The 25,121-nt window shown below is 54.2% G+C and carries 22 protein-coding genes, 3 tRNA genes and 3 rRNA genes; 11 read left to right on the plus strand and 17 right to left on the minus strand.

Going from position 1 to position 25,121, the window contains the following annotated elements; genetic code table 11:
- Positions 1-25 precede the first annotated feature (25 nt).
- A complete protein-coding gene (locus Q3V30_RS17080; RefSeq protein WP_306207741.1) occupies positions 26-1,381 on the plus strand; it encodes an MFS transporter in 1,356 nt (451 codons plus the stop codon).
- 1 nt (position 1,382) lies between these two features.
- Positions 1,383-2,075 carry a cyclase family protein gene (locus Q3V30_RS17085; protein WP_306207744.1) on the plus strand — a complete coding sequence of 231 codons (693 nt, stop codon included), beginning with the start codon at positions 1,383-1,385 and terminating at the stop codon, positions 2,073-2,075.
- 28 nt (positions 2,076-2,103) lie between these two features.
- On the opposite strand, the gene Q3V30_RS17090 is transcribed toward Q3V30_RS17085, so the two are convergent.
- Together Q3V30_RS17090 and Q3V30_RS17095 are read right to left on the minus strand one after the other, a co-directional pair.
- Complete coding sequence (locus Q3V30_RS17090; protein WP_306207746.1) at positions 2,104-2,868, minus strand: class I SAM-dependent methyltransferase; 765 nt, start codon at positions 2,866-2,868, stop codon at positions 2,104-2,106.
- Positions 2,869-2,950: 82 nt separating this feature from the next.
- Positions 2,951-3,754, minus strand: coding sequence for an endonuclease/exonuclease/phosphatase family protein (locus Q3V30_RS17095; RefSeq protein WP_306207747.1), 804 nt, complete (start codon positions 3,752-3,754; stop codon positions 2,951-2,953).
- Between the two features lie 366 nt (positions 3,755-4,120).
- Between Q3V30_RS17095 and yafC the strand changes: the two genes are divergently transcribed.
- A complete protein-coding gene (gene yafC / locus Q3V30_RS17100; protein WP_306207750.1) occupies positions 4,121-5,023 on the plus strand; it encodes a DNA-binding transcriptional regulator YafC in 903 nt (300 codons plus the stop codon).
- Positions 5,024-5,127: 104 nt separating this feature from the next.
- Here the strand turns inward: yafC and Q3V30_RS17105 are convergent.
- The 7 genes from Q3V30_RS17105 to gmhB all read right to left on the minus strand — a co-directional run bounded on the left by Q3V30_RS17105 (position 5,128) and on the right by gmhB (position 11,531).
- Positions 5,128-5,204: transfer RNA gene (locus Q3V30_RS17105), tRNA-Asp, on the minus strand.
- A 99-nt stretch (positions 5,205-5,303) separates the two neighbouring features.
- Positions 5,304-5,419, minus strand: a 5S ribosomal RNA gene (rrf, locus tag Q3V30_RS17110).
- 109 nt (positions 5,420-5,528) lie between these two features.
- Positions 5,529-8,432: ribosomal RNA gene (locus Q3V30_RS17115) — 23S ribosomal RNA — on the minus strand.
- 201 nt (positions 8,433-8,633) lie between these two features.
- Positions 8,634-8,709 (minus strand) — tRNA-Ala (locus Q3V30_RS17120).
- 179 nt (positions 8,710-8,888) lie between these two features.
- Positions 8,889-8,965, minus strand: a tRNA-Ile gene (locus Q3V30_RS17125).
- 74 nt (positions 8,966-9,039) lie between these two features.
- Positions 9,040-10,581, minus strand: a 16S ribosomal RNA gene (locus tag Q3V30_RS17130).
- Together the 16S, 23S and 5S rRNA genes with 3 tRNA genes alongside form the textbook arrangement of a ribosomal RNA operon.
- Positions 10,582-10,970: 389 nt before the next feature.
- Positions 10,971-11,531, minus strand: coding sequence for a D-glycero-beta-D-manno-heptose 1,7-bisphosphate 7-phosphatase (gene gmhB, locus Q3V30_RS17135; protein ID WP_306207752.1), 561 nt, complete (start codon positions 11,529-11,531; stop codon positions 10,971-10,973).
- 177 nt (positions 11,532-11,708) lie between these two features.
- On the opposite strand from gmhB, the gene metN reads away from it, so the two are divergent.
- From metN to proS, 6 genes are all read left to right on the plus strand, one after another.
- Entirely contained in the window at positions 11,709-12,740 is a 1,032-nt protein-coding gene (metN, locus tag Q3V30_RS17140; protein ID WP_306207754.1) for a methionine ABC transporter ATP-binding protein MetN, read from the plus strand.
- The gene (locus Q3V30_RS17145; protein WP_306207756.1) at positions 12,733-13,386 is read left to right on the plus strand and encodes a methionine ABC transporter permease MetI; all 654 of its coding nucleotides are present in this window, start codon (positions 12,733-12,735) and stop codon (positions 13,384-13,386) included. Before metN ends, Q3V30_RS17145 begins: the two co-directional genes overlap by 8 nt.
- A gap of 26 nt (positions 13,387-13,412) precedes the next feature.
- A complete protein-coding gene (locus tag Q3V30_RS17150; protein ID WP_306207758.1) occupies positions 13,413-14,228 on the plus strand; it encodes a MetQ/NlpA family lipoprotein in 816 nt (271 codons plus the stop codon).
- A gap of 148 nt (positions 14,229-14,376) precedes the next feature.
- Positions 14,377-14,781, plus strand: a complete 405-nt coding sequence (gene rcsF, locus Q3V30_RS17155) for an Rcs stress response system protein RcsF (RefSeq protein WP_306207760.1) — start codon at positions 14,377-14,379, stop codon at positions 14,779-14,781.
- The gene (gene tsaA, locus Q3V30_RS17160; protein ID WP_306207763.1) at positions 14,778-15,485 is read left to right on the plus strand and encodes a tRNA (N6-threonylcarbamoyladenosine(37)-N6)-methyltransferase TrmO; all 708 of its coding nucleotides are present in this window, start codon (positions 14,778-14,780) and stop codon (positions 15,483-15,485) included. The genes rcsF and tsaA overlap by 4 nt, the downstream gene beginning before the upstream one ends.
- Positions 15,486-15,596: 111 nt before the next feature.
- Positions 15,597-17,315, plus strand: a complete 1,719-nt coding sequence (proS, locus tag Q3V30_RS17165; RefSeq protein WP_306207765.1) for a proline--tRNA ligase — start codon at positions 15,597-15,599, stop codon at positions 17,313-17,315.
- Positions 17,316-17,674: 359 nt separating this feature from the next.
- Here proS and Q3V30_RS17170 read toward each other — a convergent pair whose 3' ends face one another.
- Genes Q3V30_RS17170 through Q3V30_RS17180 form a run of 3 tightly spaced genes read right to left on the minus strand, consistent with a single transcriptional unit; the run spans position 17,675 to position 19,069 of the window.
- On the minus strand, positions 17,675-18,073 hold the full coding sequence (locus Q3V30_RS17170; RefSeq protein WP_306207767.1) for a copper resistance protein NlpE N-terminal domain-containing protein: 399 nt from the start codon (positions 18,071-18,073) through the stop codon (positions 17,675-17,677).
- 22 nt (positions 18,074-18,095) lie between these two features.
- Positions 18,096-18,518 (minus strand): alternative ribosome rescue aminoacyl-tRNA hydrolase ArfB, encoded by a 423-nt coding sequence (gene arfB, locus Q3V30_RS17175; RefSeq protein ID WP_306207769.1) that lies wholly within the window; start codon positions 18,516-18,518, stop codon positions 18,096-18,098.
- Complete coding sequence (locus tag Q3V30_RS17180; protein ID WP_306207771.1) at positions 18,515-19,069, minus strand: YaeQ family protein; 555 nt, start codon at positions 19,067-19,069, stop codon at positions 18,515-18,517. The genes arfB and Q3V30_RS17180 overlap by 4 nt, the downstream gene beginning before the upstream one ends.
- A 125-nt stretch (positions 19,070-19,194) precedes the next feature.
- Between Q3V30_RS17180 and Q3V30_RS17185 the strand changes: the two genes are divergently transcribed.
- Together Q3V30_RS17185 and rof are read left to right on the plus strand one after the other, a co-directional pair.
- Positions 19,195-19,395, plus strand: a complete 201-nt coding sequence (locus Q3V30_RS17185; RefSeq protein ID WP_306207773.1) for a YaeP family protein — start codon at positions 19,195-19,197, stop codon at positions 19,393-19,395.
- Complete coding sequence (rof, locus tag Q3V30_RS17190) at positions 19,382-19,645, plus strand: Rho-binding antiterminator (protein WP_306207775.1); 264 nt, start codon at positions 19,382-19,384, stop codon at positions 19,643-19,645. Before Q3V30_RS17185 ends, rof begins: the two co-directional genes overlap by 14 nt.
- Positions 19,646-19,680: 35 nt before the next feature.
- Here rof and Q3V30_RS17195 read toward each other — a convergent pair whose 3' ends face one another.
- The 5 genes from Q3V30_RS17195 to Q3V30_RS17215 form a co-directional block, all read right to left on the minus strand.
- Entirely contained in the window at positions 19,681-19,989 is a 309-nt protein-coding gene (locus Q3V30_RS17195) for a c-type cytochrome (protein ID WP_306207777.1), read from the minus strand.
- Complete coding sequence (gene tilS / locus Q3V30_RS17200; protein WP_306207779.1) at positions 19,990-21,294, minus strand: tRNA lysidine(34) synthetase TilS; 1,305 nt, start codon at positions 21,292-21,294, stop codon at positions 19,990-19,992.
- A gap of 59 nt (positions 21,295-21,353) precedes the next feature.
- Positions 21,354-21,743, minus strand: a complete 390-nt coding sequence (locus Q3V30_RS17205) for a VOC family protein (RefSeq protein ID WP_306207781.1) — start codon at positions 21,741-21,743, stop codon at positions 21,354-21,356.
- A gap of 76 nt (positions 21,744-21,819) precedes the next feature.
- Positions 21,820-23,961, minus strand: a complete 2,142-nt coding sequence (locus tag Q3V30_RS17210) for a lysine decarboxylase LdcC (RefSeq protein ID WP_306207783.1) — start codon at positions 23,959-23,961, stop codon at positions 21,820-21,822.
- Between the two features lie 93 nt (positions 23,962-24,054).
- A complete protein-coding gene (locus tag Q3V30_RS17215; RefSeq protein WP_306207785.1) occupies positions 24,055-24,876 on the minus strand; it encodes a prepilin peptidase in 822 nt (273 codons plus the stop codon).
- Between the last annotated feature and the right edge of the window lie 245 nt (positions 24,877-25,121).

The following is a 25,121-nucleotide window of genomic DNA, read 5'->3' on the forward strand; positions in this document are numbered from 1 at the left end:
ACCATGACACTGAAAGGCACCAGATATGACTCTCCCCTCTTCTGAACTGGCTTCACGACAAACGACTGAAGAAGCAAAAGGCGCTACTGGAGAACAGGCCCCCAGGCGTGGGCTGATGCGCCTGCTGCCCAGAGCGCACCCTCTCTCCTGGTGGATGCTGGTTATCACCACGCTGGCGATCCTGATGAACTCTATCGACAGGATTATTCTGCCGACGCTGCTTCCCGCTATCATGACCTCTTTTCATCTGACTGAAGTTCAGGCGGGCTGGCTTAATTCCCTGAGTTTTGTGGGCACTCTGACTGGCGCAGTGGTATTTGGCCTCTTTTCTGACTGGGTTGGCACCGGCCATAAACGCTGTTACAGCTGGTGTGTGGCCGTGCTGGTGGAAATTGTCTCGGGTATTGCTACCGCGTTCTGTAAGTCATTTGGGGCGTTTCAGGCGCTCAGAGTGGCAATGGGCATGGGCACCGGTGGCTCGGAACCCATTAATGTCGCGCTGCTGGGTGAATGGTGGCAGAAAGAGAACCGGGGATTTGCTATTGGTGTACATCATACCGGTTTCCCGCTGGGGCAATTTATCGGCCCCATCCTGATTGCGGCAATTCTCGCTTTTGCAACCTGGCGTGAAGCGTTTCTGTTTATTCCGCTGATTGGCCTGGCAATATTAGTCGCCCAGCTGATTATCGGTACCCGCAAGAATCACCAGAAGGTCAATGACTGGATCCTTGATAATAACCTGACGCCGCCAGTTACTGACTCCTTACAGCAAACCGTAGAGAACGCTTCTCTCTGGGGCAATGCGCTCTCCTGCCTGAAAAACCGTAACTGCCAGCTGGCGATAGTCCTGATTTTTGGCTTTACCTGGGCGGAAATGGGCATCGCCAACTTCCTGACTTTGCAGTTGACCCGTGAAGTGGGCCTGGATCTTTCAACGGCGGCCATTATCTCAGGCGCTTCCGGCCTTACCGGCTGGATAGGTCAGATTTTGTGGGGCAGCTTTTCAGACGTGAAAGGCCGTAAACGATCGCTGAGCTTTATTATCGCTGGCTGGATCCTGGCCGCTGCCCTTTGCATGTTTATCCATTCTGCCGCGCTGGGCTGGGCAATCCTGATCTTCTGGGGGCTGTTCCGCAACTCTCCCTACCCCGTTGCCTACGCTTTACTGATCGACTCTTCACCCCGCGCGGCTGCTTCCAGCATGGGTCTGATGATTGGCCTGGCGGTGGGGATTGCCGGTATTCTGGTCGCCCCGGTCAGCGGATGGATTATTCATAGTTATGGCTTCACCGTTCACTATATGGTGATTGTCGGCGTGCTGCTGCTCTCCTGCGCACCACTCTGGTTTATTAAAGAAACCGTTATCCTGAAAAAGGCCTGATATGACCAGCGATCTGATTACTCTATTGCGTCAACGCCGCCTCATTGAGCTGAATCATCTGTATGAGGAATTTATGCCGGTGTGGCCCACGCACGGGAAGTTTTTCTGCAGCCGTGCGGAGGATTACAGCGCTGGTGATGGCAATTATAACTGCCAGCTAAGTCTGGGCGATCACTGCGGTACGCACGTTGACGCACCCGTGCACTTTATTGAAGGGGGCAAGAGTATTGAGCAGGTGGATGTGCAGCAGCTGACCGGGCGCGGGCGCTGTCTGGATATGTCTCATCTGGCTGAAAACGCCGACATTACCCGTGAGATGATCCAGCGCTGGGAAGCGGACAATGGTGGGATCCTCGCTCAGGATATTGTGATTTTTCGCACGGGTTACGATGAAAAATGGCGATGCCGCCCCCATCAGGCTGCCTTTTTACAAAACTGGCCGGGGCTTTCAGGAGAAGGGGCTGGTTATCTTATTGAGAAAGGCGTGACGGTTTTTGGAACGGATGCCATGTCACTGGATCGCTACAGTAATGAAGAGCACCCCGCTCACCTTGCGGTGCTGGGCGCGGATTGCCTGATAATTGAGAATCTGGCAAACCTGAAAAGCCTGCCGACGGAGTTTATCTTTATGGCGCTGCCGCTGAGGATCAAGGGCGCGTCAGCCTCGCCGATTCGGGCGGTGGCCCTGGTGTAATAACGGCCCCGGTAAGGGGCCGCCTGATTCAGGGCTTAAACGCTTCGATAAAAATAACATCCGTACTGAAACTGCCATCAGGCTGCTGAGCATAGTAACGCTGTACTTCCTCAGAAGCTGATTGCTGATAGGCGCGAATAGCGGCCACCATCACGGCTGGTGTGCGCATGCGCTCAATCCAGCTGCTGAATTCCAGCTGCAGGCGGTGGTGGCTGACGCCGCTGATTGCCAGCCCCGCTTCAGTAAACATTGTCAGCCACTCGCCGGGGTTATAATCACGAACGTGAGAAGTGTCCCGCAGCGCTTCAACGGTTTGTAACCAGATATCCAGCACTGCGTTGCCCGGCGCATTCACATCGATAAAGATAACCTTCCCGCCTGGCTTCAGGACTCGCTTAACCTCGCGCAGTGCCCTCCCCACATCATGCCAGTGGTGGGCAGAATAGCGGCTGATAACGATATCAAAACTCTCCTCTTCAAAAGGCAGGTATTCTGCATAGCCTTGCTGAGTTGTCAGGTGTTCATAACCCCGCTCTTTGGCAGTCTGAGCGACGACGCTCAACATTTTTGCCGAAAGATCGTAAGCCACTACGCTTTTAACATGCTGCGCGGCTACATAGCTGGCATGCCCACCACCACAACCTAAATCGAGTACCCGGGCCTCCTTCTCCGCAAACAGGCGTTCACCTAAACGGAGCAAATCATGCCCGCTGGCATGCACTTCGCTGTTCAGATAAGCGCTGGCCTGGTCACCAAACTGTTTGTCGACGTTATCATGATGATGTGATGTCATATCTCTGCGTTCCTTACTGATGGTTTTGAGTGGTGGGCAGAGCGATGGAATGACCTGCCCGTGACGGCAGGCCAGACATTTCCTAGAGGAGCGCAGGCTTACCGGGATGGAATTCAACGAGTAGGGGATTATGATCGGAGGCGCGGGTCACCAGCACGGAGGCTTCAGCCACGCCCATTCCGCGATAAAAAACAAAATCTAAAGGACGCCCGAACGCTTTCCGCCGGTGGCCGTCTGTGAAGTTGACCTCTTCCAGCCCCATGTCGCGGGCAAAGGTATACAGGGCATTAATACGCTGGCGGCTCCACGCATTAAAATCTCCGGCCATGATCACCGGGCCATTATGATGGATAATCTGTTCGCCTATCGGCCCCAGCTGTTTGCTGTAGACATCAATTCCCAGGCTGAAATTGACGGCATGAATATTCACTACCATCAGCATTTCGTTGTTAGGTAAGGGATAAGCGGTGACCAGCGCGGATTTCGCCAACCTCAACAAAGGTTCGCGCTCGCGCAGCGGGCAGCAGTAAACAGGATGGGCGGAGGCCAGCGTCATAACGCCGGAAGGATGCTGTGGCAGGACAAATGCCGGCACCTGATCGGCAGCCAGATAGTTAGTGGTGGCAAAACGCACCAACTCCGGCGTGGTTTGCGCTTCCTGTAACAGAACCAGATGCGCGTCCTTACCAAAATTTTGCAGCACGGAGAGCCACTCAGCACGCTGCTGTTTGAAAATATTCCATACCAGCACACGCAGCGTGGATTCGCTGGTCAGCGGCGCTCCGGGCGGCAAGGCTTTGCCGACGTGCAGCATTGCACCGGGCGGAAAAATACGTTCCGCTGGCTGCCCTGCTACATATCTCATGGCATAGGTCTTCTTTCGCACTCTACCGGGCCTTAGCAACTGCTGAATGAATCATAGTGTCATTCAGTTATAGGGGCTTTACCGCTGAGTTTCAATCGGATCAGACTAATAACTCATGCCAGTCAGTAAACAAATGCAAACAGCTCCCCGGCACCGCTCCGGAAAGCATACGCTGAACCGCCGGGTTTTTACTCAGGTTACGCCGTTGTATTTTTAAAAGAGAGTAGCTGTACCTTATGCCGCTTTCACTATTTCTGTAGCAACATCACCCTTTGCTGAGCCTTATCACTTTCTTTTACCGTCCCCTGTACTGGCGCACGGTTTCAGCGCATGCTTCAATAACAAAAAGATCTAAAATGCATACAGAGTTTTGCTGCGGGAGCAACAGTGAAGAGTACCTCAGAAGAACTGACTATTTTTGTCGCCGTGGTAGAAAATGGCAGTTTCAGTCGTGCGGCAGAACAGCTGGAGATGGCGAATTCTGCCGTGAGTCGTACGGTGAAAAAGCTGGAGAATAAGTTAGGTGTTGAGCTGCTTACACGCACTACCCGTCAGATCAAACTGACGCAAGAGGGGGAAACATATTTCCGTCGCGTGCAGTTTATTCTGCAGGAGATGGCAGCGGCTGAAAATGAGCTGATTGAGCAGCGACTGATGCCGCAGGGCGTGCTGAGAATTGATGCAGCAACGCCCGTGGTGCTGCATCTGCTGATGCCCATGATCAAGTCTTACCGCGAACGTTATCCGGAAGTCACGCTGTCGCTGGTCTCTTCTGAGACTTTTATTAATCTGATTGAAAGGAAAGTAGACGTGGCGATCAGGGCCGGTAACCTGACTGACTCCAGCCTTCGCGCCCGTCACCTTTTTAACAGTTACCGCAGAATTATTGCCAGCCCGGCTTATCTTCAGCAAAACGGGGTCCCGCAGACGCCTGAGGATCTGATAAACCATGCCTGTCTGGGCTTTGTAGAGCCCTTACACCTCAACCGCTGGCCAGTCGCCAAAAGTGACGGTGAACTTTACGATATTTCCCCTTCCTGCACTTCCAACAGCGGCGAAACGCTTAAATATCTCTGCCTTACCGGGAACGGTATCGCCTGTCTCTCTGACTTTATGATCGATCGGGAGATAGCTGACGGAACGCTGGTGGAGATCTTTGCGGACAGAGTACTGCCCATAGAGATGCCGTTTAACGCCGTCTATTACAGTGACCGGGCGGTCAATATGCGGATCCGCTCGTTTATCGATTTCCTGGGCGAGTGGATCGAAAATGGCAATCAGGGTGCTTAAGGAAGTGGAGACGGTTTAGCCAGTTGAGGGGATTATGAACACTGTCGTTCAGATTTTGCATACAAAAAAGCCCTGAGTCTTATGACTCAGGGCCTCATGTTAAGTGGCGGAACGGACGGGGCTCGAACCCGCGACCCCCTGCGTGACAGGCAGGTATTCTAACCAACTGAACTACCGCTCCACCGATTCTGTACTGACTTCAGAAAAATGCTTCTGATTTCAGGTGTTTCGCCCTTTCCGCGTCACCGGAAGGTCATGATCCCGGAGGATCTAAATTAATGCCTGGCAGTTCCCTACTCTCGCATGGGGAGACCCCACACTACCATCGGCGCTACGGCGTTTCACTTCTGAGTTCGGCATGGGGTCAGGTGGGACCACCGCGCTAAAGCCGCCAGGCAGATTCTGTCATTCACGCCGCCCTCCCAGGCCGCGCAAATCAATCCGTCACAAGCTGAAAATCTCTGTTGCGTCTCTCAGACGCTCACCAGAACGCTTCTGGTGTTGTAAGGTTAAGCCTCACGGGTCATTAGTACCGGTTAGCTCAACGCATCGCTGCGCTTACACACCCGGCCTATCAACGTCGTAGTCTTCAACGTCCCTTCAGGGGTCTCAAGGACCCAGGGAAGATTCATCTCGAGGCAAGTTTCGCGCTTAGATGCTTTCAGCGCTTATCTTTTCCGCACTTAGCTACCGGGCAGTGCCATTGGCATGACAACCCGAACACCAGTGGTGCGTTCACTCCGGTCCTCTCGTACTAGGAGCAACCCCTCTCAATCTTCCAGCGCCCACGGCAGATAGGGACCGAACTGTCTCACGACGTTCTAAACCCAGCTCGCGTACCACTTTAAACGGCGAACAGCCGTACCCTTGGGACCTACTTCAGCCCCAGGATGTGATGAGCCGACATCGAGGTGCCAAACACCGCCGTCGATATGAACTCTTGGGCGGTATCAGCCTGTTATCCCCGGAGTACCTTTTATCCGTTGAGCGATGGCCCTTCCATACAGAACCACCGGATCACTAAGACCTGCTTTCGCACCTGCTCGAGCCGTCACTCTCGCAGTCAAGCTAGCTTATGCCTTTGCACTAACCTCACGATGTCCGACCGTGATTAGCTAACCTTCGTGCTCCTCCGTTACTCTTTGGGAGGAGACCGCCCCAGTCAAACTACCCACCAGACACTGTCCCCACGCCGGATCACGGCGCCAGGTTAGAACATCAAACGTTAAAGGGTGGTATTTCAAGGTTGGCTCCACGCAGACTGGCGTCCACGCTTCAAAGCCTCCCACCTATCCTACACATCAAGGCTCAATGTTCAGTGTCAAGCTGTAGTAAAGGTTCACGGGGTCTTTCCGTCTTGCCGCGGGTACACTGCATCTTCACAGCGAGTTCAATTTCACTGAGTCTCGGGTGGAGACAGCCTGGCCATCATTACGCCATTCGTGCAGGTCGGAACTTACCCGACAAGGAATTTCGCTACCTTAGGACCGTTATAGTTACGGCCGCCGTTTACCGGGGCTTCGATCAAGAGCTTCTCCTTGCGGATAACCCCATCAATTAACCTTCCGGCACCGGGCAGGCGTCACACCGTATACGTCCACTTTCGTGTTTGCACAGTGCTGTGTTTTTAATAAACAGTTGCAGCCAGCTGGTATCTTCGACTGGCTTCAGCTCGGGGAGCAAGTCCCTCCACCTACGCGCCAGCGTGCCTTCTCCCGAAGTTACGGCACCATTTTGCCTAGTTCCTTCACCCGAGTTCTCTCAAGCGCCTTGGTATTCTCTACCTGACCACCTGTGTCGGTTTGGGGTACGATTCTGTGTTACCTGATGCTTAGAGGCTTTTCCTGGAAGCAGGGCATTTGTTGCTTCATCACCGTGGTGACTCGTCATCACGCCTCAGCCTTAAAGCGTTCCGGATTTGCCTGGAACGCAAGCCTACACGCTTAAACCGGGACAACCGTCGCCCGGCCAACATAGCCTTCTCCGTCCCCCCTTCGCAGTAACACCGAGTACAGGAATATTAACCTGTTTCCCATCGACTACGCCTTTCGGCCTCGCCTTAGGGGTCGACTCACCCTGCCCCGATTAACGTTGGACAGGAACCCTTGGTCTTCCGGCGAGCGGGCTTTTCACCCGCTTTATCGTTACTTATGTCAGCATTCGCACTTCTGATACCTCCAGCAGACCTCACAGTCCACCTTCGACGGCTTACAGAACGCTCCCCTACCCAACAACACATAGTGTCGCTGCCGCAGCTTCGGTGCATGGTTTAGCCCCGTTACATCTTCCGCGCAGGCCGACTCGACCAGTGAGCTATTACGCTTTCTTTAAATGATGGCTGCTTCTAAGCCAACATCCTGGCTGTCTGTGCCTTCCCACATCGTTTCCCACTTAACCATGACTTTGGGACCTTAGCTGGCGGTCTGGGTTGTTTCCCTCTTCACGACGGACGTTAGCACCCGCCGTGTGTCTCCCGTGATAACATTCTCCGGTATTCGCAGTTTGCATCGGGTTGGTAAGCCGGGATGGCCCCCTAGCCGAAACAGTGCTCTACCCCCGGAGATGAGTTCACGAGGCGCTACCTAAATAGCTTTCGGGAAGAACCAGCTATCTCCCGGTTTGATTGGCCTTTCACCCCCAGCCACAGGTCATCCGCTAATTTTTCAACATTAGTCGGTTCGGTCCTCCAGTTAGTGTTACCCAACCTTCAACCTGCCCATGGCTAGATCACCGGGTTTCGGGTCTATACCCTGCAACTTAACGCCCAGTTAAGACTCGGTTTCCCTGCGGCTCCCCTATACGGTTAACCTTGCTACAGAATATAAGTCGCTGACCCATTATACAAAAGGTACGCAGTCACACCACGAAGGTGCTCCCACTGCTTGTACGTACACGGTTTCAGGTTCTGTTTCACTCCCCTCGCCGGGGTTCTTTTCGCCTTTCCCTCACGGTACTGGTTCACTATCGGTCAGTCAGGAGTATTTAGCCTTGGAGGATGGTCCCCCCATATTCAGACAGGATGTCACGTGTCCCGCCCTACTCATCGAACTCACAGTAAGTGCAGCTTCGTGTACGGGAGTATCACCCTGTACCCTGCGACTTTCCAGACGCTTCCACTGCTGCACAAACTGATTCAGGTTCTGGGCTGTTCCCCGTTCGCTCGCCGCTACTGGGGGAATCTCGGTTGATTTCTTTTCCTCTGGGTACTTAGATGTTTCAGTTCCCCAGGTTCGCCTTGCAGCACTATGTATTCATGCTGCAATGATGCACGAGTGCACCGGGTTTCCCCATTCGGGTATCGTCGGGTATAACGGTTCATATCACCTTACCGACGCTTATCGCAGATTAGCACGCCCTTCATCGCCTCTGACTGCCTAGGCATCCACCGTGTACGCTTAGTCACTTAACCTCACAACCCACAAGCGTCCCGAAGAACACTGTCTGTTGTAAGCATTTGAGAGACTCGAACGCATCGCTTATTCATTCTTATTACGGAGAATGAACACGACGCGTCGTTTCAATTTTCAGCTTGTTCCGGATTGTTAAAGAGCATAATACTTCGCAGCACACCGTTGCCGGTACGCTCTGAAGTATTTTTGAGTAAACTGCATGGTGGAGCTAAGCGGGATCGAACCGCTGACCTCCTGCGTGCAAGGCAGGCGCTCTCCCAGCTGAGCTATAGCCCCATACAGTTACTGCAGAGACCATCTACTACCACTCAACTGATTACGTTCTTTTCCTTACGGAAAACACGTTGAGGACATCACTCTTTGGGAGGAATGTAATTCTTTTCTGAACAAGGCGTGGCTTCGCGCCGCACAGCTCGCTATGCAAGTGAAGTCACAACGCGGGACAGGAAAGAATTTGGTAGGCCTGAGTGGACTTGAACCACCGACCTCACCCTTATCAGGGGTGCGCTCTAACCACCTGAGCTACAAGCCTGTAGAGGTTTTTTCTGCTCGTTACTTTTTCATCAGACAATCTGTGTGGACACTACGCGGGAAAGTATCTTCAGGTAAGGAGGTGATCCAACCGCAGGTTCCCCTACGGTTACCTTGTTACGACTTCACCCCAGTCATGAATCACAAAGTGGTAAGCGCCCTCCCGGAGGTTAAGCTACCTACTTCTTTTGCAACCCACTCCCATGGTGTGACGGGCGGTGTGTACAAGGCCCGGGAACGTATTCACCGTAGCGTTCTGATCTACGATTACTAGCGATTCCGACTTCACGGAGTCGAGTTGCAGACTCCGATCCGGACTACGACGCACTTTATGAGGTCCGCTTGCTCTCGCGAGGTCGCTTCTCTTTGTATGCGCCATTGTAGCACGTGTGTAGCCCTGGCCGTAAGGGCCATGATGACTTGACGTCATCCCCACCTTCCTCCGGTTTGTCACCGGCAGTCTCCTTTGAGTTCCCGCCATTACGCGCTGGCAACAAAGGATAAGGGTTGCGCTCGTTGCGGGACTTAACCCAACATTTCACAACACGAGCTGACGACAGCCATGCAGCACCTGTCTCACGGTTCCCGAAGGCACTAAGGCATCTCTGCCGAATTCCGTGGATGTCAAGGCCAGGTAAGGTTCTTCGCGTTGCATCGAATTAAACCACATGCTCCACCGCTTGTGCGGGCCCCCGTCAATTCATTTGAGTTTTAACCTTGCGGCCGTACTCCCCAGGCGGTCGACTTAACGCGTTAGCTCCGGAAGCCACGCCTCAAGGGCACAACCTCCAAGTCGACATCGTTTACGGCGTGGACTACCAGGGTATCTAATCCTGTTTGCTCCCCACGCTTTCGCACCTGAGCGTCAGTCTTTGTCCAGGGGGCCGCCTTCGCCACCGGTATTCCTCCAGATCTCTACGCATTTCACCGCTACACCTGGAATTCTACCCCCTCTACAAGACTCTAGCCTGCCAGTTTCAAATGCAGTTCCCAGGTTAAGCCCGGGGATTTCACATCTGACTTGACAGACCGCCTGCGTGCGCTTTACGCCCAGTAATTCCGATTAACGCTTGCACCCTCCGTATTACCGCGGCTGCTGGCACGGAGTTAGCCGGTGCTTCTTCTGCGGGTAACGTCAATCGGTAAGGTTATTAACCTTACCGCCTTCCTCCCCGCTGAAAGTACTTTACAACCCGAAGGCCTTCTTCATACACGCGGCATGGCTGCATCAGGCTTGCGCCCATTGTGCAATATTCCCCACTGCTGCCTCCCGTAGGAGTCTGGACCGTGTCTCAGTTCCAGTGTGGCTGGTCATCCTCTCAGACCAGCTAGGGATCGTCGCCTAGGTGAGCCGTTACCCCACCTACTAGCTAATCCCATCTGGGCACATCCGATGGCGTGAGGCCCGAAGGTCCCCCACTTTGCTCTTGCGAGGTTATGCGGTATTAGCTACCGTTTCCAGTAGTTATCCCCCTCCATCAGGCAGTTTCCCAGACATTACTCACCCGTCCGCCACTCGTCACCCGAAGAGCAAGCTCCTCTGTGCTACCGTCCGACTTGCATGTGTTAGGCCTGCCGCCAGCGTTCAATCTGAGCCATGATCAAACTCTTCAATTAAAAGTTCGATTTGCTTAAACAAGTTAAGCGATGCTCAAGTGTAAAACACTCATAATGAATTTCATTATGTGTTCACTCTTAAGACTTGATATTTTCTGCGCCTTGCGGCGCTGATATCAATCCTGCGAGTGCCCACACAGATTGTCTGATAAATTGTTAAAGAGCGTTGCGGTAAGCACCCTGAGGCGTTACTGCGAGGTGGCGTATATTACGCTTTCCTCTTTCAGAGTCAACCCCTTAATCAGGAATTTTCTCTTCATCTTTCAGCACGCTGAGCGTTTGCTCGTTGCCGTTCGATGGAGGCGCATTATAGGGATGCGCCGTGGGAAGGCAAGCATAAATCTGAACTTTTTTATCAACCGCTGAAACTTCGCGCAGAACGCTGCTTTTTAGCCCTGTTTGATGCGTGCAGGCAGGTCAGCAAGGCTGTTAATTACCCAATCAGCTGCCTTTTCGCCCTCTTCCGTTACCGGCTTTCCGCTGCGAACTAATACATTTATTCCTACACCTGCCGCCTTGCCAGCCAGCACATCATCAATTTTGTCGCCAACCATATAAGAAGCGGCCATATCGATGTTCAGTTCTTTCTGTGCTGCCAGCAGCATGCCCGGCGCTGGTTTACGGCAGTCGCACTGCTGACGATACTCTTCTACTACTGCTTCAGGATGATGCGGGCAGAAATAGATGCCATCCAGATCGACATCGCGATCGGCGAGCGACCAGTCCATCCATTCGGTCAACTGCATAAAGGTATCTTCAGAGAACATGCCGCGCGCGATACCAGACTGATTAGTTACCATCACCAGCGCGTAACCCATCTTTTTCAGTTCCTGCATCGCCTCAATAGCGCCATCTATAAACTGAAAGTTGTCGATCTCATGGACGTAACCATGATCCACATTCATCGTGCCATCACGATCCAGAAATATGGCGGGGACTTTGTCTGTCACGTAGAAACTCCTGCTACTAATGTTGTCGTAGAGTATCGCATGATTGCGCGTAAGGTGAGAACGGCAGTTTGAATGACTTTGATTGATTTAGCCATCTGGATGCCTTAACATCCACTCGCCTTTGCCCCGAGCGAGGCACTCAATACACGCCACGGATAACTGCACTACGATAATAAAATGATAAAACTTAACTCTATCACCAAAGTGTTCCAGCAGGGGACGCGCACGATCACCGCGCTGTCTGATGTCAGCCTGCACGTGCCTGCCGGACAAATTTATGGCGTTATTGGCGCATCGGGTGCCGGGAAAAGTACCCTGATCCGCTGCGTTAACCTGCTTGAGCGACCAACCTCTGGCAACGTTCTGGTTGACGACCAGGAGTTGACCAGCCTGTCAGAAAGCCAGCTGACTCAGGCTCGCCGCCAGATTGGCATGATATTCCAACATTTTAACCTGATGAATTCACGCACCGTGGCCGGCAACGTTGCCCTGCCGCTGGAGCTGGGAAAACTGTCACGCGGCGAGATTAGCGCACGGGTAAAAGAGCTGCTTGAGCTGGTTGGTCTGGCCGACAAGCACGATTCCTGGCCCGCTAACCTCTCCGGCGGACAAAAGCAGCGCGTGGCCATTGCCCGTGCGCTGGCAACCAACCCTAAAGTCCTGCTGTGTGATGAAGCCACCAGCGCGCTCGATCCCGCTACCACACGTTCAATCCTTGAACTGCTGAAAGACATTAACCGTCGCCTGGGCATCACCATTTTACTGATCACGCATGAGATGGACGTGGTGAAACGCATTTGTGATCAGGTTGCCGTCATCAGCAACGGTCAGCTCATTGAGCAGGACACGGTTAGCGAAGTGTTCTCCCATCCCAAGACGCCTCTGGCGCAGAAGTTTATCCAGTCCACGCTGCATCTGGATATTCCGGAAGATTACAGCCTGCGTCTCTCTGCGGAGAATAAGTCCGGCAGCGTACCTTTATTGCGCCTGGAATTTACCGGTCAGTCTGTGGATGCTCCGCTCCTCTCCGAGTCGGCTCGTCGTTTCAACGTGAATAACAATATTATCAGTGCCCAGATGGATTACGCCGGTGGCGTGAAGTTCGGCATCATGCTTACCGAAATGCATGGTACCGACGCCGACACCCAGGCGGCGATTACGTTCCTGAAAGAGCATCATGTAAAGGTTGAGGTATTAGGTTATGTCTGAGGCAATGATCCTTCTTCTCTGCCGGGGTGTCTGGGAGACGCTGGTCATGACCTTTGTCTCTGGCTTCTTCGGCTTCGTGCTGGGTTTACCGCTTGGCGTCCTGCTTTATGTCACCCGTCCGGGACAGATTATTGAGAGCCGCTCTCTTTATCGCTTTCTCTCTGCGGTGGTGAATATCTTCCGCGCTATCCCTTTTATTATTCTGCTGGTCTGGATGATTCCATTCACGCGCATGATTGTCGGGACATCGATTGGTCTGCAGGCCGCTATCGTGCCGCTGACCATCGGCGCTGCGCCATTTATTGCCCGCATGGTGGAGAATACGCTGCTGGAACTGCCAACCGGCCTGATTGAGGCTTCGCGCGCAATGGGCGCCACGCCGCTGCAAATAGTGAAGAAAGTCCTGCTGCCTGAAGCGCTGCCGGGCCTGATTAACGCCGCGACTATTACCCTGATTACGCTTGTCGGCTACTCTGCGATGGGCGGTGCTGTAGGCGCCGGTGGTCTGGGGCAGATCGGTATTCAGTATGGTTATATCGGATATAACGCAACGGTGATGAATACGGTATTAGTGTTGTTAGTTGTTTTAGTGTATTTGATTCAATTCTGTGGCGACCGCATTGCACGTGCTGTCACACATAAATAACAGCTCATTGAAATTAAGGAAGGGATATGTCTTTTAACTTTAAAACATTTGCCGCTGTGGGCGCGCTGATTGGTACTCTGGCGCTGGTAGGTTGCGATCAGAAAGAGAAAGATCCAAACCATATTAAAGTCGGTGTGATTGTGGGTGCCGAGCAGCAGGTTGCTGAAGTGGCTAAGCAGGTCGCCAAAGATAAGTATGGTCTGGACGTTGAGCTGGTCACCTTTAACGATTACGTTCTGCCGAATGAAGCGCTGAGCAAAGGCGATATCGACGTTAACGCCTTCCAGCACAAGCCTTATCTCGATCAGCAGATCAAGGATCGGGGCTACAAGCTGGTGTCGGTCGGCAACACCTTCGTTTACCCGATTGCAGGTTACTCGAAAAAAATCAAATCGCTGGATGAGCTGCAGAACGGCGCGCAGGTTGCTATTCCTAACGATCCAACCAACCTGGGCCGTTCACTGCTGCTGCTGCAGAAAGTGGGCCTGATCAAGCTGAAAGAGGGTACCGGCCTGCTGCCAACCTCTCTGGATGTGGTTGAGAATCCCAAGAACATCAAGCTGGTTGAGCTGGAAGCCCCTCAGCTGCCACGTTCACTGGATGACCAGCAGATCGCGCTGGCTGTTATCAACACCACCTATGCCAGCCAGATCAATCTGACGCCGGCAAAAGACGGTATTTTTGTTGAAGATAAAGATTCGCCTTACGTGAATATGATTGTGGCGCGTGAAGAGAACAAAGATGCAGAAAACGTGAAGAAATTCGTTCAGGCCTACCAGTCTGACGAAGTGAACGATGCGGCTAACAAGATTTTCAATGGCGGTGCCGTTAAAGGCTGGTAAGCGGGCCTTTCTGCGGTTACGACTGCAGCCCCTGCTCTCCACAGTGCAAAAGCGGGCTTATGCCCGCTTTTGCCTTCTTAAGCGCTTGTTATTTCCCCGAAGGCTTGTTTCAATAACGCCCACTTTATCCGAACCAGAGGATTGTCCCATGCGTGTTTTACCGCTCTGTTTGTTAGCCCTCTCGCTGACAGGGTGTTCGTTGCTGCATAAGCCTTATAAGCCTGTCGAACCCTTTAAGAAGACGACGCAAACTCAGTCCGGAGCCAGTAAACCGCAGCCACGCCCTGTTCCGGTAAAATTGTATACGGATGCCAGCGATCTGGTCAGCAAGCCGTTCCGCGATCTGGGCGAAGTATACGGTGATGATTGTCAGGCAACGGCACAGAGTTCGCCGCCCAATCTCAATACCGCCCGTAAAAGAATGCAGATCCGCGCATCAGCCATGAAAGCGAATGCGGTGCTGGTCCATCAGTGTGAAGTCGTCAGCAATGCTCAGGGCTGCTACCGTCAGGCCGTATGCCAGGGCTCTGCACTGAAAGTTTCCAGTCAATGAGTGCGTTTTCCTTCCAGCAAATCGGCACCATACACTCGCCCTGGAAGGAGAAGTTTGCCGTTCCCCGTCAGCCCGGCCTGATTCAGGATGGCGGCGGAGAACTCCATCTGTGCGCCCCCTATAATCAGCCCGAAGCCGTTCGTGGACTGGAAACGTTCAGCCACCTGTGGCTGCTGTTTGTTTTTCATCAGACCATGGAAGGCGGCTGGCGGCCGACCGTTCGCCCTCCCAGACTGGGCGGCAATGCCCGAATGGGCGTTTTTGCCACGCGCTCTACCTTCCGGCCAAATCCCATTGGTATGTCGCTGGTCGAGTTGAAAGGCGTCCGTACGGAAAAAGGGGAGGTGGTGCTGGAGCTGGGGAGTCTGGACCTGGTGGACGGCACGCCGGTCGTCGACATCAAGCCTTACCTACCTTTTGCCGAAGCCATACCGGATGCGCAGGCAGGCTTTGCTCAACAGGCTCCGGCAGCCGCTATGCCGGTAACGTTTTCTCCCCTGGCTCAGCAACAGCTTGCGCTGCATAGCAGGCAATACCTGCATCTGGAACGCTTTATCACTCAGGTTCTGGCACAGGATCCGCGCCCCGCTTACCGGAAAGGCGAAGAGCCGGAGCGTGAGTACGCTGCCTGGCTGCTCGATTTCAACGTGCGCTGGTGCGTTAACGCCACGGGAACCGTAGTGATCGCTCTCGATCCCCGTTAATTTGTTACCCTGCATCTTTTGACTCTTTGGACACGCTGGTACACTAGCCGCCAGAATTTTTTTGGCCCTGCTGTCTTCGTATAGCTTTCCGCTTAAATGGAATCGTAACTCATGCGTACTACTCAATATCTGCTCTCCACCCAAAAGGAGACGCCTGCCGATGCAGAAGTGATCAGCCACCAGCTGATGCTGCGTGCCGGGATGATCCGTAAGCTGGCCTCAGGATTGTATACCTGGTTGCCAACCGGCCTGCGCGTTCTGAAAAAAGTTGAAAACATCGTGCGTGAAGAGATGAACAACGCCGGTGCGATTGAGATCTCCATGCCGGTGGTACAGCCAGCCGATCTCTGGCAGGAAAGTGGACGCTGGGAACAGTATGGCCCGGAGCTGCTGCGCTTCGTGGACCGTAGCGAGCGCCCTTTCGTTCTGGGGCCAACGCATGAAGAGGTGGTGACCGATCTGATCCGTAACGAGCTGAGCTCTTACAAACAGTTGCCGCTGAAGGTGTTCCAGATCCAGACTAAATTCCGTGATGAAGTCCGCCCGCGTTTTGGCGTGATGCGTTCACGTGAATTCATTATGAAAGATGCCTACTCGTTCCACACGTCGCAGGAGTCTTTACAGGCTACCTACGATGATATGTACCGCGCCTACAGCCAGAGCTTCAAACGGATGGGATTAGATTTCCGTGCAGTGCAGGCTGATACCGGCTCTATCGGCGGCAGCGCCTCACATGAGTTCCAGGTGCTGGCACAGAGCGGTGAAGACGATGTGATTTTCTCTACTGAATCTGACTACGCAGCCAACATTGAGTTGGCCGAAGCGGTTGCGCCTGCGGGCGGGCGTGCCGATGCCAGGCAGGAGATGCAGCAGATTGATACGCCAGATGCGAAAACCATCGCGGCGCTGGTCGAGCAGTTCAACCTGCCGATTGAGAAAACGGTGAAGACGCTGATGGTGAAAGCGACCAAAGAGAGCGGCCATTCGCTGGTTGCCCTGCTGGTTCGTGGCGATCATGAACTCAACGAAATCAAAGCTGAAAAGCTCGATCTGGTTGCGGCGCCGCTCACCTTCGCCACCGAAGAGGAGATCCGCGCTATCGTGGGTGCCGGTCCGGGTTCACTGGGTCCGGTTGGCCTGACGATGCCGATCGTGGTGGACCGCACCGTGGCGGTAATGAGTGACTTCTGCGCAGGCGCCAACATTGACGGCAAGCATTTTACCGGCATCAACTGGCAGCGTGATTTACCTTTGCCGCACGTGGCGGATATTCGTAACGTGGTGGAAGGCGATGCCAGCCCGGATGGGAAAGGGACATTGCAGATCAAACGCGGCATCGAAGTCGGCCATATCTTCCAGCTGGGTGCCAAGTACTCTGAAGCGATGAAGGCCTCGGTGCAGGGTGAAGATGGGCGCAATCAAACCCTGATGATGGGCTGCTACGGTATCGGCATTACCCGCATCGTGGCGGCGGCGATCGAACAGAATCACGACGATCGCGGCATTATCTGGCCTGCTGCCCTGGCACCGTTCCAGGTCGCGATTTTGCCTATGAACATGCACAAATCTTTCCGCGTGAAGGAGCTGGCAGAAGAGCTTTATGCTCAGCTGCGCGCCAAAGGGATTGAGGTAATCTTAGACGATCGTAAAGAGCGTCCTGGCGTGATGTTTGCGGATATGGAACTGATTGGCGTGCCGCACACCATCGTGATTGGCGACCGCAATCTCGACAGCGAAGAGATTGAGTATAAATCGCGTCGTGAAGGCGAGAAGCGAATGATTAAAACCAGCGAAATCCTTGATTTCCTGTTGGCTGAAATCAACGGCTAAAACGCTCACTCCCTCGCACTGGGGAGTATAAAGCAGAGAGTAAAACGGGGCGGCTGATACTTTAGCCTCCCCGTTTTTTTCAGGCTGATTGCAGCTTATACGGTACCCGGCCGGATGCAGTGTGGGCTGATATTTTAGCCATCCTGTTTCTTTACGGCTAATTACAGCTGATACGGTTACCCGGCCGGGTGCAGCGTGAGCTGATATTTTAGCCACCCTGTTTCTTTACGGCTGATTAAATCTGATACGGTTATCTGGCCGGATGCAGCGTGTTATGCCCTACCACTTTCACCAGTCACCAGTCACCAGTCACCAGTCACATCTTACCTGTCACCAGAACCTGCTCATTAACGCCGCGATTAAATTTGTACCGGCGCCAGTCGGTAGCTGTTAGCGGTCTCAATGGGTTTCCCCTGGGTATCCATCATCTCCAGCCCATTATCCACCGGGCGGAAATAGCGTTTCTCTCCCTGGTCTGAAACCAGCACCAATTTTTCAGCGGTTCTGCTCCAGCGTCCCTGCTGCCGGGTCTGAACATTATCAGAACCGAGGTATTTCTCGTTCAGGCTGTAACGCCCACCCTGCTGAAGCAGCAATGACACCTCAATACCTTCGCAATCGGCACAGGGGATCACCCCTTTAAACTGTTGTACCGTTGTTTCTGGCTTCTGGCTGGCAGAGACAGAGTCGTGGTTCTGGCAGCCGAGAAGTGAGCCAAAAGAGAGCGTTACCAGCATCGTTATCACAAGTTTTTTCACACAGCCTCTCCGTTTATCAGGGTTATTCCGGCGTGCCGCGCATTTTGCCGCGCAGTGACTTGGTTGAGGCCTTACGCGCCTTTCCTTCAAGCCGGCGTTTTTTAGATGCCAGCGTCGGGCGCGTGGCCCGCCGCGTTTTCTCAACGACGGTCAGCTCCTGGATCAAATTCTCCAGCCGCTTCAGCGCCGCTTCACGGTTCATCTCCTGGCTGCGGTACTCCTGCGCTTTGATAATCACCACCCCTTCCGGGGTTATCAGGTGATGGCTGGCCGCCAGCAGTTTCTCTTTATAGAACTCCGGCAGGCTGGAAGCGCGGATATCGAAGCGCAGATGAATGGCGGTCGAGCTTTTATTGACGTTTTGTCCGCCGTTGCCCTGCGCCCTGATAGCCGTCAGCTCAAGCTCACCGTCTGGAATAGTGACGTTGCGTGACAAAATAATCATGCCAGCTTGCCGTTATTCAGCCAATCCGTAAAGCGCAGCTCCAGATGGTTTTGATCGTCGGAGAGCCAGATCGTACCGTCCTGAATGGTCGCCTGTAAGGTCATCGAGCGTGAAGCCAGCTGCGTCAACGCTTTAAGCTGCTCATCATCCAGGAACCGTACCGTCAGATTATCCTGCTGAGCGAGTTTGCTCTGGTTCTGCTGCCACCAGATCTGCGCTGCACGTCCATTATAGGTATATAACACTACGCTGGCTGAGCGATTACAGGCTCTTTTCACCCTTCTCTCTTCCGGCAGGCCCAGCTCAACCCAGACCTCAATCCCGTTATGATCGTTCAGCAGCCAGATTTCCGGCTCATCTTCCGCGCTTAAGCCTCGGGTAAAGGTGAGTCGTTCATGGGCATTAACCAGCCACGCCAGCAGCCGCAACATCAGCCGCTCCTCGGTTTCTGAAGGGTGCCGGGCCAGAGTCAGACTGCTGTCGAGAAAAACATTTCGGTCCATATCTGCAACGTTTACCGTCGCTTTATAAATGGTCGCTTTAAGTGCCATGGGGATCCTTATCATCAATACCTGCCATTGTAACCCGTTGCGGGAGCAAATCACTCGCCGGTGGGCTGATTTCCCGCAAAAGCCTGTGTTATAGTCGTTAAAGAGCAACCCTGAGTGAGGTGCACATGCAAAAGTATTGTGAATTAGTTCGCCGTAAGTACGCTGAAATCGGCAGCGGCGATCTGGGATACGTGCCGGACGCGTTAGGTTGCGTCCTGAAAGCACTTGATGAGGTAGCGGCAAATTCCGAGCTACACTCTTCCATCAGGGAACAGGCAGCGTTTGCTGCTGCAAACTTATTGGTGAGCGATTATGTTGATGAATGAAGCCTACAAACCGATAAACTGCGATGATTATGACAACCTGGAACTCGCCTGCCAGAACAGCTGGATGCTGGCGCTGGAACTGAAAGATGGTGAAAAATTGAAGGCGAAAGCGACTGACATGGTGTCACGCAAAAATGTGGAATATCTCGCCATCGATCTTTCCGGTGAAGTCCGCGAGCTGCGGCTGGACCATATCGTCAGCTTCAGCCATCCCGACTTAGGCACCGTCGTCGTCAGCGAATCTGACTAATCTCCCGGGCGGAATAGATTCCGCCCCTGCCCTTCTCAGGGTTGCAGCGTGGCGTAATATGCCGCTAAATCGTCAATATCTTCGTCACTCAGTCCCGCGACAAACGCCTTCATCACCTCTGCCTGCCCGCCGTTACGCTCCCCTTTCTTGTAAGCCTGTAAAGCATGCGCCAGATAGGCAGCATTCTGCCCGGCCAGATGCGGATAAAGCGGCACGCTGGCCTTTCCGGCGGCGCCATGGCAGGCCTGACAGGCGCTGGCTTTTTGCTGCCCCGCCTGTACATCGCCCGCGGCCCAGCATACGCCAGGCATAATTAACGCCATCATTAACACGACTCTTTTCATTTATTGCTGTTCCTTTTTCCAGCTAAGGTGCCTGCAGGAGTAGTTTTCCGGATCGCCTTCCCGGGTCACAAACACGCCTGCTGCGGCGATCAACGTGTCGCCATAAAAAAGTAAGGGGGTACGGTCTCGCTGCCAGGGTGGGATCCCTTTCTCCTGCCAGATTTTTTTCAGCGACCGGCCACCCGCCCGGTCGGTCAGATGGAACTTTCCCTGTGCCTGAAAGCGTACGCTGACCTCTTCCTCTTTGAACGGTGCGCGGACCTTCATGCCCTCTTCATCCCACTGCAGCCAGCCTGATTTCTGGGGAAGAGCGAGCGTTTTCTCTTCCTGTGGCCAGGGCAGCACCAGCCCGGCCAGCGGCTGATGCAGGGGCAGCCAGTAAAGCCTGTCGCGAAAGCGGCGGACTTCGAACTGACCCAGGCGCACGCAGGGTTCTGCATCTTGCCGACTACAGGCCACTTCCCGCCAGATACGCACCAGCGCCTCACGCGAGGGCATCAGGCCGTGCTGTAACGCTATCCAGCGCCGGATCAGCGCAGCACGCCGGGCCTCACTCATCGCCAGCAGAGGCGGCCAGGCCAGACCATTTTCCCTGTCCACCAGCTCGTGCAGCGAATCTGCCAGTAACTCATCTAACAGCTGCTCCTGTTCTGCGCAAAGCGCCGCGCTGCGTGCTGCGGCCTGGGAGAAATGGGGCCAGCGGCTGGCCAGCTGTGGGATCACGGTTTGCCGCAAAAAGTTCCGGTCAAAACGGGTATCCTGATTGCTGTCATCCTCTATCCAGCTCAGCGCATGCTCTGCGGCCCAGGCTTCCAGCTGCTGACGGGTATGAGAGAGCAGCGGCCTTAGCAACCTTTGGCCACGGGCAAAGGATTCAGCCGGCATGCCGGATAAGCCCGCTGGCCCGCTGCCGCGTTTCAGCGCCAACAGCAAAGTTTCACACTGATCGTCCTGATGTTGCGCGGTCAGCAAACACTCCGCAGGCTGCAGATGCTGCCTGAAAGCGTGATAGCGTGCAGCCCGTGCCGCTGCCTCGATCCCTTTCCCTTGCGGATCCAGCGTTACGTGAACCACCAGCAGCTCCACCTGCCAGCGGCTGCACTGCTGCCGACAATGCTCCACCCAGCTGTCTGCCAGAGGATTAAGGCCGTGATGAATGTGAATCGCCCGGATCTGCAGCTCAGGATGCTGCTCACGCAGCGTCACCAGCTGGTGCAGCAATACGGTGGAATCCAGCCCACCGCTGTACCCAACCAGCAGCTGCTGGTGGCCATTAAGATGGTGGGCAAGAGAGTGCAGTGACATGAAGGTTCCGTAAAAATTGGCGACCCGGCCAGAGCTGACCGGATCAGAATGGCCCTATCTTACGCCTGATAGAGCTCCAGCGGCAAACCGTCCGGATCGGAGAAGAAGGTATAGCGCTTGTCGGTGACAGGATCGATGCGCACCGGCTCGCATACCACGCCGTGTGCTTCCAGATGCTGTTTCGCCGCGTCAACGTCATCCACGCTGAAGGCCAGGTGGCGCAGGCCGCAGGCTTCAGGCTGCGTAGGACGCGCTGGCGGAAACGGAAAGGAGAAGAGCTCAATAGTGTAATCGCCATTCAGGGCCAAATCCCCTTTCCAGGAGTCCCGCGCTTCACGGTACACTTCGCCCATCAGGGTGAACCCCAGGATGTCACAATAGAAGGCCTTACTGACCTGATACTGATCGGTAATAATGGCGATATGGTGAACCTTTTTAATACCTAACATAATAATTCCTTGATAATGGCTTCCATGCCTTACCTTACGTAGCCGCTGCGGCGCCCACAATGGCACAATTCTGGATTTAGCCCGCTTTGAGTACCCGCACCAGATACTGCCCTTCTTCGGTCAGAGTTGCGCCGTGAATATCCGTCTCGAAACCAGGGTAATGTCGGCCAATGGTGCACAGCATCAGTAGGAAATCGAGCACGGCCCGGCTCTCTTCGGTGATCATCTCTCCCGGCATCACTACCGGAACGCCGGGTGGATAAGGCAGGATCATATTGGCAGAGACGCGTCCCACCATCCTGGCGATATCGACCGTTTCAACGTTACCCTTTACCTGCTGCTGAAACATCTGATGCGGCGTCATTTTCATCTCTGGCAGCGTGGCAAAAGCCTGTAGCATCAGCCGCGGCAGATCGTGCTGGCGGATCAGCGTATGGATCCCCTGCGCCAGATCCTGAATGCGCATATTACGGTAGAAATCAGGATCCTCGGCGTAGAGATCCGGCAGCATATTTTTGACCCGCAGATTAAGATCGTAAGCGCGCTTGAATTCGGTCAGTCCGCGCAGCACGCTCATGGCTTTGGTTTTATCAATGCCAATACTGAACAGGAACAGCAGGTTATAGGGACCGGTTTTTTCCACCACCACCCCGCGCTCGTCCAGAAATTTAGCCACCAGTGCAGCAGGAATCCCCTCGTCCGCCATCACCCCCTGCTCGCTCATGCCAGGGGTCAGGATCGTCACTTTGATCGGATCGAGATACATATGATCAGCATCAGCTTCCGTAAAGCCGTGCCACGCCTCGTCTCCCGGCTGGATCGGCCAGCATTCCGGCTCATCCACCCCTTCCGGCTGCCAGATATCAAAGAACCAGCCGTCGGACTCTTCCCGCAGCCGCTGCACTTCACGACGGAAATGCAGCGCGCGCTCAACCGAGCGGTTAATGAGTCGTTTCCCTGGATTTCCGCGCAGCATAGCCGCAGCTGTCTCAATCGAAGCCACGATAGCGTAGTTGGGTGAGGTGGTGGTGTGCATCATGTAGGCTTCATTAAAGGTTTGCTCGTCATACTCCCCTTTAATATGGATCAGCGAAGCCTGAGAAAAAGCAGCCAGCAGTTTGTGGGTCGACTGCGTTTCATAAATGACTTTTCCCGGCGTGCGCTCGCCGCTCATTCCACTCAGGCCTGCATAGATAGGATGGAAATTGGTATAGGGAACCCAGGCTGAATCAAAATGGATGGAAGGAACCTCCAGCGTCTCTTTAATATATTGGGTTTTATAGAGCAGCCCGTCATAGGTGGAGTTGGTGATCACCGCATGCACCGGCCAGGTTGCCCGTTCCGTCTGCGCCACCTTCAGCGCGATGTTCTCTTTCGTGAATTCACGCTTGGGAATGCCGCCAAGAATACCCAGCGCATTGCGCGTAGGCTTCAGCCAGATGGGGATAATGTCGCTCATCATCAACAGATGGGTCAGAGACTTGTGGCAGTTACGGTCAATCAGCACGGTGCTGCCTGCCGCTGCTGCGTACATCCCGACAATTTTGTTGGAGGTAGAGGTGCCATTAGTGACCATGTAGCTCTGCTCTGCGCCAAACGTGCGCGCCACATACTCTTCGGCATCCAGGTGCGGGCCGGTATGGTCGAGCAGTGACCCCAGCTCGGTGACCGAAATAGAAACGTCAGCCTTCAGGGTATTCGCGCCAAAAAAATCATAAAACAGCGTGCCAACCGGGCTTTTCTGAAAGGCCGTACCCGCCATATGCCCCGGCGTACAGAAGGTGTACTTCCCCTCTTTCACATAGGTAAACAGCGCTTTGGTCAGCGGAGGCGTAATCGTATCAATGTATTCGTCGGTGTACTGGCGGATACGCTGGCCAATCTCTTCCGCTGCCCCCAGGCCATATTCAAAGAACCAGATAGCCATGCGCAATTCATTGACGCTTACATCCATCGTGGAATGGGTATTGATAAACGCATAGAGCGGCAGGTATTCATTCAGCAGCTGAACCTCGCTGCATAAATCCATTCCGTGTTCATCCCAGTCGAAGATGACGCCACAGATGCGGGGATTATGCTCAATCAGCTTCAGCAGATCGTTGGCATCTTTTGGGTAGATGGTCTGGAATCCCTGGCTGTTCAGCGCTCCGTCCAGTTCACGGATGGGTTCATCTTTGTAGAATGCGTTATGCGGTCCCATGATCGCGATAATATTCAATGCTTACCTCCTGGTAAAAATGCTGCAGCGGTAAGCATAGCGAAGATTGCTGCCTTGCAGATGCAAAGCGTTCCAAAGATTGGCCTTATCTCATCACGTTGCCGCAGGGGTAACCAGTAGCCACCAGCCAGAGAGCGCCAGGCAGGGGCCGAACGGTAGCGGTTCACCCCGCTGGCTTCGCCCTGTCAGGCGTAACAGCAGAACAGCCACTATCCCCATTAACGCAGCGCAGAGCAGCAGTGCTGGCAAACGCTGCCAGCCGCACCAGGCCCCCAACGCAGCCAGCAGCTTGATATCGCCATAGCCCACGCCTTCTTTTCCGGTTACCAGCTTAAATCCCCAACAGACAAACCACAGGGAGAGATAGCCCGCCGCGGCGCCAGTTACGGCATCGCTTAGCGGTACCAGCGCTCCCTCCAGATTCGCCAGCAGGCCCAGCCAGAGTAGCGGCAAGGTCAGGAGATCGGGCAACTGCATGTGCTGGATATCGATCGCTGCCAGCGCTATCAGCAGCCAGGCACAGAGCGCGAGAGCAAACGCCGTTTCTCCCGGCGGCCAACAGAGCGCAATCCAGCCGCTGCACAGAGCGGCCAGCAGTTCCACCAGCGGATAACGCCAGCTGATACGCTGCCGGCAACTGTGACAGCGGCCCAGCAGCAGGAGCCAGCTCAGCAGGGGAATATTATGATAAAAAGCCAGCGGGCTGCGACAGCGGGGGCAGCAGGAACGGGGCAGAAACAGGTTAAAGCGCACCGGCTCCTTAGCTTCCTCCGGCGGCAGAGCGCAGAGCTGATGCAGTTCTCTCTGCGCCTGTTGTTGCTGCATCACCGGCAGGCGCCAGATCACGCAGTTCACTACGCTGCCAGCCACTACACCCACTCCGCACATCATTATCAGCCATAGTGACAGCGTCATTGCCTCTACTCCCTGTGAGATTTACCGGTCATCCTAATCCTTCTCAGGGAAGAGAAAATAAGCGGGGTAAAAAACTGGAAGGCGTATTCCAGAGTGATGGCATCCTGGGGTTGTTTGATAAAAAAGGAGGAGTAAAGAGGAAAAAGTGGTGAGCCTGGCAGAGGCATTAGCAGCAGGCAGGCTGCTGTAGTTGGTACAGGATCCGCAGAACGGCTGTTTCCATTCACCGCAGAAGAGCGAACTCA

This window comes from Erwinia pyri (assembly GCF_030758455.1).
Lineage (GTDB): Bacteria > Pseudomonadota > Gammaproteobacteria > Enterobacterales > Enterobacteriaceae > Erwinia > Erwinia pyri.